The sequence below is a fragment of the Thauera sp. WB-2 genome, from assembly GCF_027594845.1.
In the GTDB taxonomy this organism is placed as follows: domain Bacteria; phylum Pseudomonadota; class Gammaproteobacteria; order Burkholderiales; family Rhodocyclaceae; genus Thauera; species Thauera mechernichensis.
In genome coordinates this window covers 2,761,268-2,772,690 of sequence record NZ_CP088935.1, presented here as the reverse complement: position 1 = coordinate 2,772,690, position 11,423 = coordinate 2,761,268, and the positions used below count along the sequence as shown (strand labels likewise).

The following is an 11,423-nucleotide window of genomic DNA, read 5'->3' as shown; positions in this document are numbered from 1 at the left end:
AGCGTGTGGGTGGTGGGTTTTGGGCCAGGGGTACGCGAGCTGTCAGGCGGGGACGATGGTAGGGGCTGTGGTGGCGTGGGAGGCGGGTTGATCATGGCGGCGGTCCTTCGTGCAGGCGACGATGATACGACCTGGTGCAGGGATCGTGCGCGGTCGAGCCCGAACCCCTGCGCTTTGCGACCTGCTTTGCGACCCTTTGGCGCGTCGTGACGATGGCGCTTTGCTATGATGCAGGGCCGACCGTTTCCTGCTTCCCCTTGATGACCCCTTCGCACCCAGCATCGCCACACGCCATCAACGCCGACCTGCATTGTCACTCGACGGTGTCGGACGGCTGGCTGGACCCGGAGGATGTGGTGCTGCGCGCGCTCGCAAATGGTGTGGACCTGCTTGCGCTGACCGATCACGACGAGCTCGGTGGCATTGACGCTGCGGCGCGGGTCGCTTCGGCGCACGGCTTGCGCTTTGTTGCCGGGGTGGAGATTTCCGTGTCGTTTGCGGGCGAGACCATTCACATCGTCGGCCTTGGCGTAGATCACCGTCATCCCGTGCTGGTCGATGGGCTCGCGCAGCTGCGGGCAGGTCGCGACGCAAGGGCGAAGCGCATTGGCGAGGCGCTCGAGCGCGTGGGTATTCGTGATGCGCTGGCGGGTGCCCACCGCTTTGCCCGCAATCCTGCCCTGGTCAGCCGCGCGCACTTCGCCCGTCATCTGGTGGCCGCCGGCGTCATGCCCGATGTCAAGACCGTATTTGACCACTACCTGGTGCGGGGCAAGCCCGGCTTTGTCGACCATGCCTGGGCCAGGCTCGAGGATGCGGTGGGCTGGATTCGTGCTGCGGGTGGTATTGCGGTGGTCGCTCACCCGGCGCGCTACCGGCTGTCGGGCGCCGATCTCGAGCGCCTGTTCGATTGCTTCATCGCAGCCGGGGGCGAAGCGGTCGAGGTTGTTTCCGGGGCGCATACCGAGGACGAGATGCGGCGATTTGCCAGTCTTGCCCGTCGCCGTGGCTTGCTTGCATCCCGCGCCTCGGACTTTCATGGCGCAGCCGAGAGCGCTGTTGACCTGGGGTGCTGCAATCCTTTGCCGGCCGATCTGCAGCCGGTGTGGTCGCGGCTTATGTAGGCTCGTCAGTAGCGCGCCTCCAGCGCATTCAACCGGGAGGCGGTCCTGCCGACCCCCTGCCGATCCATATCGAGCACTCTACGACAAGCACATGGCACAGTTCTTCTCCCTTCATCCCGAGCAACCTCAGGCGCGCCTGATCCGCCAGGCGGCCGAGATCATCCGCCGCGGCGGGCTGGTCGTGCTGCCGACCGACTCGGCCTATGCCCTCGTCTGCCAGATGGGCGATGCGGGGCTGCTCGAACGCATCCGTCGTCTGCGTGGCGTCGACGAGCGTCATCACTTCACGCTTATGTGCCGCGACCTGTCGGAGATCGGCACCTATGCGCGCGTTGACAATGGCCAGTACCGCTTGCTCAAGGCCACCACGCCAGGCCCCTATACCTTCATTCTCGAAGGGACCAAGGAGTTGCCGCGGCGCGTTCTGCATCCGAAGCGCAAGACGATCGGTCTGCGCGTGCCCGAGCATGCCGTCGTGTCGGCCTTGCTTGCCGAGATCGACGGACCTCTGCTCACGTCGACCCTCATCCTGCCGGGCGAAACGCTGCCCATGAGCGATGCCGACGAGATTCGCGAGCGCCTCGAGAAGCAGGTCGAGCTCATCATCGAGGCTGGTTATTGTGGCCCTGAGGCGACGACGGTGATCGACCTCACCTCCGGGGCGCCCGAGCTTGTGCGTGCCGGGCGGGGTGCGCTCGAGCCATTCGGACTTTAGGCCGCCGCGAGGACGATCAAGCATTCCATGGATTCACTGATCCCCATCCTGGCCATCTGGGCACTGCCCGTGCTGCTGGCGATCACCTTGCACGAGGCCGCGCATGGCTACGTTGCGCGTCATTTCGGCGATCCGACCGCCGATCTGGCCGGCCGTATCACGCTCAACCCGCTCAAGCACATCGACCCGGTCGGCACCATTCTCGTGCCTGCGGGCATTCTTGCGCTGACGACGCTGTTCGGGGCGGGTGGCATCCTGTTTGGCTGGGCCAAGCCGGTGCCGGTCAATTTTGGTCGCCTGCGCAATCCCAAGGCCGACATGCTCTGGGTTGCCGCAGCGGGACCTTTCGTGAATCTCCTCATGGCTGTGGCCTGGGGGCTGCTGTTTCGCATTGCGGCAACTTCAGAGCCCGGCGCCTATACCCTGCCGATGCTCAAGATGGCCGACGCCGGCATCCAGATCAATGCCGTGCTGATGGTGCTCAATCTGCTGCCGATTCCGCCTCTCGACGGCGGACGCATTGCCGTCAGCCTGTTGCCGAATCGGCTTGCCTGGCGCTTTGCACGGCTGGAGCCCTATGGCTTCCCGATCCTGCTTGTGTTGTTGTTCACCGGCATCCTCGCCACCATCCTGTGGCCGCTGATCGCTGGTTTCCGCTACCTGCTCTCAACCGTCCTCGGTTTCTGACCCCCATGTACGCAGAACGCGTTCTTTCAGGCATGCGCCCCAGCGGCAGGCTTCACCTCGGGCACCATCACGGTGTGCTCAAGAACTGGGTGAAGCTGCAGGAGGAGTTTCCCTGCTTCTTCTTCGTCGCCGACTGGCATGCCCTCACCACCCACTACGACAGCCCCGAAGTCATTGCCGACAACGTGTGGACCATGCTTGTCGATTGGCTCGCCGCTGGCGTCGATCCGGCGCAGGCTACCCTCTTCATCCAGTCCCGGGTGCCCGAGCATGCCGAGCTCCACTTGCTGCTGTCGATGATGACGCCGCTCGGCTGGCTCGAGCGCGTTCCGGGCTGGAAGGAGCAGCAGGAGCGTGGCGAGGGTGCCGAGCTGTCGACCTACGGCTTTCTGGGCTATCCGCTGCTGCAGTCTGCGGACATCCTCATCTATCGCGCCGACAAGGTGCCGGTTGGCGAGGATCAGGTGCCGCATGTCGAGATCACCCGCGAGCTCGCCCGCCGGTTCAATCACCTGTACGGCCGCGAGCCGGGCTTCGAGGACAAGGCCAGAGAGGCCGTTCGCAAGCTCGGTGCCAAGCGCGCGCGGCTCTACCATGATCTGCGCACCCGCTTTCAGCAGGATGGCGACGACGAGGCGCTCGAGCAGGCGAAAGCCTTGCTCGACGAGACCCAGAACCTGAGCCTGGGCGATCGCGAGCGCCTTTACGGTTATCTGGAAGGCGGCGGCAAGATGATTCTGGTCGAGCCCGAGGCCTTGCTTGCGCCGGTCTCGCGCATGCCTGGCCTGGATGGGCAGAAGATGTCCAAGGCCTACGGCAATACCATCAACCTGCGCGAGGATGCCGACAGCGTCACGCGCAAGGTGCGCACGATGCAGACCGATCCGGCGCGCATGCGGCGTACCGATCCGGGCGAGCCCGAGCGCTGCCCGGTGTGGCAACTGCACATGATCTACTCGAACGAGGACACTCTGGCGTGGGCGCAGCGTGGTTGCCGTAGTGCCTCGATCGGCTGCCTCGAGTGCAAGCAACCCGTCCTTGAAGCGATCCTCGAGGAGCAGGAGGGGCTGCACGAGCGAGCTCAGCCCTATCTTGACGATCCTGGCCTCGTTCGCAGCATCGTTGCAGATGGTTGCGAGCGGGCGCGCAAGCTCGCGCAGGAAACCATGCGCGATGTGCGTGAGGCGATGGGCCTGGATTACGGCTGATGGCGGCGCCGGGTTCCCGCGAGCGTGAGTGGTCATGAACCTGGCGCTCGATCTCGCGCCTGTCGAGGCGCAGGACGTTCTCGATTCGGTGGCGCGCATTTATGGCGAGCCCCTGCTCGAACTGCCCAAAGACCTGTATATTCCGCCCGACGCACTGCAGGTGTTCCTGGATGCGTTCGAAGGGCCGCTGGATCTGCTGCTGTACCTGATCCGCAAAGCGAATCTCGATGTCCTCGATATTCCGATGGCGCCGCTCACCGCACAGTACCTCGAGTACGTCGAAGCCATGCGGCAGAGCAATCTCGAGCTCGCAGCCGAGTACCTGTTGATGGCGGCGGTGTTGCTCGAGATCAAGTCGCGCATGCTGCTGCCGAGGCCGCCGCGAGAGGGGGCCGAGGAAGAGGATCCGCGCGCGGAACTGGTGCGCCGGCTGGTCGAGTACGAGCAGATGAAGATCGCCGCGCTGCGCCTCGATGCGATGCCTCGCGTGGAGCGCGATTTCGAGTGGGTCGGCGTGTTCGTCGCCGAGAAGCTTGTCGAGCGCCAACCCGAGGTCAGTCTCCATGATCTGCAGCTGGCCTGGCTGCGCATCATGAAGAAGGCGCGCCTGAACCAGCACCACCGAGTTGGGCGGGAGCAGCTTTCCGTGCGCGAGCACATGACGGCAATCCTGCGCAGGCTGGGCGATGTGGGCTTCGTGGTGTTCGATGCGCTGTTCGATACCGCACTCGGGGCGGCGGGGCTGGTGGTCAGCTTTCTTGCCGTGCTCGAGCTGGTCAAGGAGAGGTTGGTCGAAGTGACTCAGAATGAGGCGTTTGCGCCGATCTACGTGAAATTGGCCGATGGAACGCGAAGCGACGCCTGAGGCCTGGTTGCGAGTGGTCGAGGCAGCCTTGCTGGCCGCCACTGCACCGTTGTCCGTGGCCAGCCTGAGGCGCCTGTTCGACGACGATCCCGGCCCGGATCTCGTGCGCAGGCTGCTTGATGCGCTGCGCGAGGAATGGGGGGCGGCTGATCGCGGCGTGGAGTTGGTGCAGCTCGCCAGCGGCTGGCGCTTCCAGACGCGGCCGCAGTACCAGGTCTATCTCGACCGCCTGAAGGATGAAAAGCCGCCGCGCTACTCGCGGGCGGTGATGGAAACGCTGGCGATCATTGCATACCGGCAGCCCGTGACGCGTGGCGACATTGAAGACATACGCGGGGTGGCGGTGTCGCCGAACATACTGAAAACACTCGAGTCGCGCGGTTGGGTCGATATCGTCGGCCAGCGCGATACGCCCGGCCGGCCGGCCTTGTTCGCCACCACCCGGCGCTTCCTCGATGACATGGGGCTGCGCAGCCTGACCGAGCTGCCGGCGCTGGCCGAAATCGAGAAAATTATGGATCTAGTCGATGTCTCGCAAACCGAACAGGCCCCTGCGGCCGCCCACGAAGAAGAAGTCTGACGCCATCGAGATCCTCGATCGCGACCCGCGTGCCGATCGCCGCGCGGCGCGGGACGAGGAGGCGCAGCCGAGCGCGCCGGATGCGCACCTGAATGCGGACCCGCGCGGTGCGCGGCGCGCGCGTCCGGAGAGTGGGCGCGGCTCTCGTCGTCCGGACGATCCTGCGCGCAGGCCGGATGCGCACCAGACTGCCCTTGGTCAGCCTCAGCGCGGCGAACGAGCGCCACGTGGTGGTGTGTCGGGGCGGGCGCGCAATGCGCCGACCACGCTGACCGAGCCCGAGCGGTTGCAGAAGGTTCTGGCTCAGGCGGGGGTCGCGTCGCGTCGCGAGATCGAGGACTGGGTGCTGGCCGGCCGGATTTCGGTCAACGGCTTGCCGGCAGCACTTGGGCAGAAGATCGGTCCCGGCGATCGCGTCAAGGTCAATGGCAAGCTGGTGCCGCTGCGCTTTTCCCAGCGTAGTCCGCGCGTGCTCATCTACCACAAGCCCGAGGGTGAAATCGTTTCGCGCGATGATCCAGAAGGCCGGCCGACCGTATTCGAGCGCCTGCCGTTGCTACGCAAGGGGCGCTGGCTGGCGGTGGGGCGGCTGGACTTCAATACTTCCGGCTTGTTGCTATTTACCAACGACGGCGATCTGGCCAACCGCCTGATGCATCCGCGCTACGAACTCGAGCGCGAGTACGCGGTGCGGGTGCTCGGTGAGCTGACAGAAGAGCAGGCGCAGTCGTTGTGCGAGGGTATTCAGCTCGAAGACGGGCTGGCTAAATTCAACCAGCTGCGCGCCGAGGGCGGCGAGGGTGCCAATCATTGGTATCGGGTGACGATCTCGGAGGGCCGCAATCGCGAGGTGCGTCGCATGTTCGAGGCGGTCGGCCTGACCGTGAGTCGCCTGATGCGGGTCCGCTACGGTAGCGTTGAGTTGCCGGCGCGTCTCAAGCGGGGTATGTGGATGGAGATGCCGGAGGCCGATGCCTGCCGTCTTGCCGGCGTCCCCGTGCCGCAGAGTCGCGAGAGTGACGAGCGTGCCAAACGCCCGGTGAAGCTCCATCGCACGCAGCCGCGTGGCGGGGCGAAGGAGCGTTGAGCGAAACGCCGGTCGCGTTACGCGCTTTCGCCCGGTGTTTGGAAGGGCGCTGCCCGGTGCAGACCTCGTTTCACGACGGTTTGCCCGCGCGGCGCTTTGGCGCTATACTCTCGCGGCTTTGATGGATAGGTTTCCGATTGTGCGCCAGTCGTTTGCTTCGGGCGTGTTGGTCGGATGGTGGCCGTCCGTCTTGCGGTTGTGGCCAGCGGTGTATTTCCTGCAGGAGCAATTGTTTGATGGGCGTTTCGCCCATTTTTTATTTGTGGCGCCGGTTATGGCGTCCATGAAGAATGAGTAGAAGGGGCTGGGAGGCGCAATGCGTACCGATGTCGAGCAACTGATCGAACAGGTGGTGACGGGTCTTGGATACGAGCTCGTGGATGTCGAGTTCTCTCCCAAGGGGCGTCTGCTGCGCATCTTTCTCGATATCGAGCGCGGCATCACGGTCGATGACTGCGCGACCGTCAGCAACCAGCTCCAGCGCGTGTTCGAGGTCGAGAACGTTGACTATGACCGGCTCGAGGTGTCCTCGCCGGGTCTTGACCGCCCGCTCAAGAAGCTGGCCGATTTCGAACGTTTCGCCGGCGAGCAGGCGCAGGTGCGACTGACGCTGCCGATCGGCAATCAACGTAATTTTGTCGGCGTGATCGAGGGTGTGCGTGACGGTGCAGTGGCGCTGCGCACCGAGAAGGGCGAGGTCATGCTGCCCTTCGGCGACATCGAGAAAGCACGTCTGGTACCCCAATTTTGAGACTGTGGATGTGGAGGTTTTACTGAAATGAGCCGCGAGATCCTGCTGCTTGTGGATGCCCTGGCGCGCGAGAAGAATGTCGCCCGGGACATCGTTTTTTCCGCGCTCGAAACCGCCTTGGCCTCTGCGACCAAGAAACGCATCCACGATGATGCCGACGTGGTGGTGTCGATCGACCGCGACTCGGGTGACTACACCTCGACGCGTCGCTGGCTGGTGATGCTTGATGAGGAGGTCACCAACGATGAGGCCGAGATGGGCATCATCGATGCGCGCGAGCTGCGCGCCGATGTGCAGATCGGCGACTACATCGAAGAGGAGCTCGAGCCCATCGACTTCGGTCGTATTGGTGCGCAGGCTGCCAAGCAGGTCATCCTGCAGCGCATCCGCGATGCCGAGCGTGAGCAGGTGCTCAACGACTTCCTCGATCGCAAGGAATTCCTCGTTTCGGGTTCGATCAAGCGCATGGAGCGTGGTAGCGCGATTATCGAGGTCGGTCGCATGGAAGCCGTGCTGCCGCGCGACCAGCAGATTCCGCGCGAGAACCTGCGCGTGGGCGATCGCGTCAAGGCCTTCCTGCTGCGCATCGATCGCGGCGCCCGCGGTCCGCAACTGGTGTTGTCGCGCACCGCGCCCGAGTTCCTGATGAAGCTGTTCGAGCTCGAAGTGCCCGAGATCGAAGATGGTCTGCTCGAGCTCAAGGCCTGCGCCCGCGACCCCGGCCTGCGTGCCAAGATCGCGGTCAAGTCCAACGATCAGCGCATCGATCCGATCGGTACCTGCGTGGGCTTGCGCGGCTCGCGCGTCACCGCGGTGCGCAACGAGGTCGGCGGCGAGCAGGTCGACATCATCGTGTGGTCGTCCGATCCGGCGCAGTTCGTGGTCGCTGCGCTGCAGCCTGCCGAAGTCGTGTCGATCGTCGTAGATGAAGAGGCGCACGCCATGGATGTGGTGGTGGACGAGAACAACCTCGCCATCGCCATTGGCCGCAACGGCCAGAACGTGAAGCTGGCGTCCGAACTCACCGGGTGGACGATCAACCTGATGAGCGAGCAGGAGTCGGCCGAAAAGACGGCGCAGGAGCAGCAGGGGCTGCGCGCGCTGTTCATGGAGAAACTGGATGTGGACGAAGAACTCGCCGACATCCTGATCGAGGAGGGTTTCTCTTCGCTCGAGGAAGTGGCCTACGTGCCGCTGGCCGAGATGCTGGAGATCGAAGCCTTCGATGAGGATACGGTCAACGAGCTGCGCAATCGCGCACGTAACGTGCTGCTGACCGAGGCCATCGTCACCGAGGAGCAGCTCGAGAACGTAGCCGATGATCTGCTCAATCTGGACGGCATGGAGAAGTCCCTTGCCGCCAAACTTGCCCAGCAGGGCATTCGTACCCGCGACGACCTGGCCGACCTTGCGGTCGACGAGCTGGTCGAGATGGCTGGGATCGACGAAGAAAGAGCCAAGGCGCTGATATCCGTTGCGCGCGCCCATTGGTTCGAAGAATGATGGGGGGGCAGTAATGGAACAGATGAGCGTGACCCAGTTTGCCGGCGAACTGAAGATGCCGGCCGCGGTGCTGCTCGAGCAGTTGAAGCGCGCGGGCGTGGATAAGACCGGCCCGAGCGACCTGCTTACCGAACAGGACAAGGCGAAGCTTCTGGAGTACCTGCGCCGTTCGCATGGTGATACCCAGCCCAAGGGCAAGATCACCCTGACGCGCAAGCAGACGACCGAGATCCGTGCGACCGACTCCACCGGTCGTGCACGTACCGTTCAGGTCGAGGTGCGCAAGAAGCGCACCTTCGTCAAGCGTGACGAACTGGCTGGCGATCAGCTTGGCGAGGCAGCCGAACAGGCTGCTGCGGCCGAGGCGCTGCATGTCGAGGCGGTGGTCAGCGACGAACAGCCGGTGGTCGAGCCGATCGAGCCGGTTGCGGAAGCGGTGGTCGCCAGTGTCGAGGTCGAGGTTGAGGCCCCGGCGCCTGTCGCCGAGCCGGAGCCGGTCGTGGAAGCGGTCGCCGAGCAGGTTGAGGTGCAGGCTGTCGAGCAGCCCGCGGCACCGCCGCAGGCGATCGAATCGCGCCCTGCTGCTGCTCCGGCGCGTGCGACCGCAGCGGCGGAAGTCAAGCCCGAGCCGGTCGCGCCGGCAGCACCGGTCGTGACTACTGTGTTGAGCAAGCCATTGCCGTTGTCCGAGATTCTGAGCGAGGAAGAAATCGCCGCGCGCAAGCGCGACGAGGATCGCCAGCGCGCCCTGAAAGAGCGCCAGGCTGCCGACCTGCGCGCCCGTCAGGAGCGCGAGGCCGCTGCGCGAGCGGCCGCCGATGCGCGCAAGGCCGAGGAAGAGGCGCGCTTGCGCGCAGAGCAGCAGAAGAAGGAAGAGGCTGCCAAGCCTGCCAAGACGACCACGGGTACGCTGCACCGTCCCGCCAAGACCGAAGACAAGCCCGCTGCACGCGACGCTCGGCGCGGTGCGCCGGCGCCTGCTCGCGAGGCTGAAGGCGCAGGCAAGCGCCGCGGTGGTCTCAAGACGCGCGGCGAGGTGGGGGCGACTGCAGGCAGCAACTGGCGTGGAGCTGGCAAGGGCGGTGGGCGTCATGGCCGCAACCAGCATGACGACCGTACCTCCTTCCAGGCGCCGGTCGAGCCGATCGTGCGCGAAGTCCACGTGCCCGAGACCATCACTGTTGCCGATCTCGCCCACAAGATGGCGATCAAGGCGACCGAGGTGATCAAGGCGCTGATGAAGATGGGTTCGATGGTCACCATCAACCAGGTGCTGGACCAGGAAACGGCGATGATCATCGTCGAGGAAATGGGCCACAAGGCGCTGGCGGCCAAGCTCGACGATCCGGATGCCTTCCTGGAGGACAGCGAGGACCACAAGGACGCTGAGATCTTGCCGCGCGCGCCGGTGGTCACCGTCATGGGTCACGTCGATCACGGCAAGACTTCGCTGCTCGACTACATTCGTACTGCCAAGGTCGCTGCCGGCGAGTTCGGCGGCATCACCCAGCATATCGGCGCGTATCACGTCGAGACGGCGCGTGGCATGGTCACCTTCCTGGATACTCCGGGTCACGAGGCCTTCACGGCGATGCGTGCGCGTGGTGCGAAGGCGACCGACATCGTCATCCTGGTGGTGGCAGCCGATGACGGCGTGATGCCGCAGACGCGCGAGGCGATCCATCACGCAAAGGCGGCGGGCGTGCCGCTGGTGGTGGCGATCAACAAGATCGACAAGCCCGATGCCAATCCCGAGCGCGTCACGCAGGAGTTGATTGCCGAAGAGGTCATCCCCGAGGCTTACGGTGGCGACACGATGTTCGTGCCGGTGTCGGCCAAGAAGGGTACTGGCATTGACGAGTTGCTTGAGGCCGTGCTGTTGCAGGCCGAGGTGCTTGAGCTGACTGCGGCGGTCGATGCGCCGGCCAAGGGCCTGATCATCGAAGCACGTCTGGACAAGGGCCGTGGCCCGGTGGCTTCGCTGCTGGTGCAGTCGGGTACGCTGCGCAAGGGTGACGTGCTGCTGGCCGGGGCGACCTTCGGCCGTATCCGCGCCATGCTCGACGAGAACGGCAAGCAGATCGATCAGGCAGGTCCGTCCATTCCGGTCGAGATCCTCGGTCTGTCCGACGTGCCCGCGGCGGGCGACGAGGCGATTGCGCTTGCCGACGAGAAGAAGGCGCGCGAGATCGCGCTCTTCCGCCAGGGCAAGTTCCGTGACGTCAAGCTTGCCAAGCAGCAGGCTGCCAAGCTCGAGAACATGTTCGAGCAGATGGCCGAAGGCGAGGTCAAGACCCTGCCGCTCATCATCAAGGCCGACGTCCAAGGCTCGCAGGAAGCGCTGGTGCAGTCGCTGCAGAAGCTGTCCACCGACGAGGTCCGCGTCAATGTCATTCATGCTGCCGTGGGTGCGATCAGCGAGTCCGACGTCAACCTGGCGCAGGCTTCCGGCGCCGTCATCATCGGCTTCAATACCCGTGCCGATGCCGGTGCGCGCAAGCTCGCCGAGAGCTTCGACGTCGACATCCGCTACTACAACATCATCTACGACGCAGTCGATGAAGTGAAGGCGGCGCTGTCGGGCATGCTGGCACCCGAGAAGCGCGAGGAGGTCACCGGCCTGGTCGAGATCCGCCAGGTGTTCACGATCTCCAAGGTTGGCTCCATCGCGGGTTGCTACGTGCTGGAAGGCGTGGTCAGGCGCGGCTCGCACGTTCGCCTGCTGCGCAACCACACGGTGCTGTGGACCGGCGAGCTCGAGTCGCTCAAGCGCTTCAAGGACGACGTCAAGGAAGTCAAGTTCGGGTACGAGTGCGGCCTGCAGCTGCGCAACTACAACGACATCAAGGAAGGCGACCAGCTCGAAGTGTTCGAGATCAAGGAAGTGGCGAGGACCCTGTAAG

General features: G+C 64.6%; 10 protein-coding genes. All 10 read left to right on the top strand.

The features are described 5' to 3' along the window. Window positions 1–260 precede the first annotated feature (260 nt). The 10 genes from LQF09_RS12705 (at window position 261) to infB (ending at window position 11,422) form a co-directional block, all read left to right on the top strand. Complete coding sequence (locus LQF09_RS12705; protein WP_198291741.1) at window positions 261–1,124, top strand: 3',5'-nucleoside bisphosphate phosphatase; 864 nt, start codon at window positions 261–263, stop codon at window positions 1,122–1,124. A 91-nt stretch (window positions 1,125–1,215) separates the two neighbouring features. Then, entirely contained in the window at window positions 1,216–1,839 is a 624-nt protein-coding gene (locus LQF09_RS12700) for an L-threonylcarbamoyladenylate synthase (RefSeq protein ID WP_002926573.1), read from the top strand. A 27-nt stretch (window positions 1,840–1,866) separates the two neighbouring features. Beyond that, complete coding sequence (locus LQF09_RS12695) at window positions 1,867–2,526, top strand: site-2 protease family protein (protein ID WP_270068126.1); 660 nt, start codon at window positions 1,867–1,869, stop codon at window positions 2,524–2,526. Between the two features lie 5 nt (window positions 2,527–2,531). After that, window positions 2,532–3,734 (top strand): tryptophan--tRNA ligase, encoded by a 1,203-nt coding sequence (locus LQF09_RS12690; RefSeq protein WP_002926569.1) that lies wholly within the window; start codon window positions 2,532–2,534, stop codon window positions 3,732–3,734. A 34-nt stretch (window positions 3,735–3,768) separates the two neighbouring features. Next, on the top strand, window positions 3,769–4,599 hold the full coding sequence (locus LQF09_RS12685; protein WP_270068125.1) for a segregation and condensation protein A: 831 nt from the start codon (window positions 3,769–3,771) through the stop codon (window positions 4,597–4,599). After that, a complete protein-coding gene (gene scpB / locus LQF09_RS12680) occupies window positions 4,577–5,179 on the top strand; it encodes an SMC-Scp complex subunit ScpB (RefSeq protein WP_270068124.1) in 603 nt (200 codons plus the stop codon). Before LQF09_RS12685 ends, scpB begins: the two co-directional genes overlap by 23 nt. Next, a complete protein-coding gene (gene rluB / locus LQF09_RS12675) occupies window positions 5,127–6,266 on the top strand; it encodes a 23S rRNA pseudouridine(2605) synthase RluB (protein WP_270068123.1) in 1,140 nt (379 codons plus the stop codon). Before scpB ends, rluB begins: the two co-directional genes overlap by 53 nt. A gap of 316 nt (window positions 6,267–6,582) precedes the next feature. Then, a complete protein-coding gene (gene rimP / locus LQF09_RS12670; protein ID WP_002926560.1) occupies window positions 6,583–7,017 on the top strand; it encodes a ribosome maturation factor RimP in 435 nt (144 codons plus the stop codon). Window positions 7,018–7,044: 27 nt separating this feature from the next. Then, window positions 7,045–8,520: a transcription termination factor NusA gene (gene nusA / locus LQF09_RS12665; protein ID WP_002926557.1), complete on the top strand. Its 1,476-nt coding sequence runs from the start codon at window positions 7,045–7,047 to the stop codon at window positions 8,518–8,520. Between the two features lie 13 nt (window positions 8,521–8,533). Continuing rightward, the gene (gene infB / locus LQF09_RS12660) at window positions 8,534–11,422 is read left to right on the top strand and encodes a translation initiation factor IF-2 (protein WP_270068122.1); all 2,889 of its coding nucleotides are present in this window, start codon (window positions 8,534–8,536) and stop codon (window positions 11,420–11,422) included. The last annotated feature ends 1 nt before the right edge of the window (window position 11,423 follow it).

Bases quoted from the DNA above. Each gene is read 5' to 3' on its own strand.
- LQF09_RS12705 (WP_198291741.1), top strand. From the start codon at position 261: ATGACCCCTTCGCACCCAGCATCGCCACACGCCATCAACGCCGACCTG.
- LQF09_RS12700 (WP_002926573.1), top strand. From the start codon at position 1,216: ATGGCACAGTTCTTCTCCCTTCATCCCGAGCAACCTCAGGCGCGCCTG.
- LQF09_RS12695 (WP_270068126.1), top strand. From the start codon at position 1,867: ATGGATTCACTGATCCCCATCCTGGCCATCTGGGCACTGCCCGTGCTG.
- LQF09_RS12690 (WP_002926569.1), top strand. From the start codon at position 2,532: ATGTACGCAGAACGCGTTCTTTCAGGCATGCGCCCCAGCGGCAGGCTT.
- LQF09_RS12685 (WP_270068125.1), top strand. From the start codon at position 3,769: ATGAACCTGGCGCTCGATCTCGCGCCTGTCGAGGCGCAGGACGTTCTC.
- scpB (WP_270068124.1), top strand. From the start codon at position 4,577: ATGGAACGCGAAGCGACGCCTGAGGCCTGGTTGCGAGTGGTCGAGGCA.
- rluB (WP_270068123.1), top strand. From the start codon at position 5,127: ATGTCTCGCAAACCGAACAGGCCCCTGCGGCCGCCCACGAAGAAGAAG.
- rimP (WP_002926560.1), top strand. From the start codon at position 6,583: ATGCGTACCGATGTCGAGCAACTGATCGAACAGGTGGTGACGGGTCTT.
- nusA (WP_002926557.1), top strand. From the start codon at position 7,045: ATGAGCCGCGAGATCCTGCTGCTTGTGGATGCCCTGGCGCGCGAGAAG.
- infB (WP_270068122.1), top strand. From the start codon at position 8,534: ATGGAACAGATGAGCGTGACCCAGTTTGCCGGCGAACTGAAGATGCCG.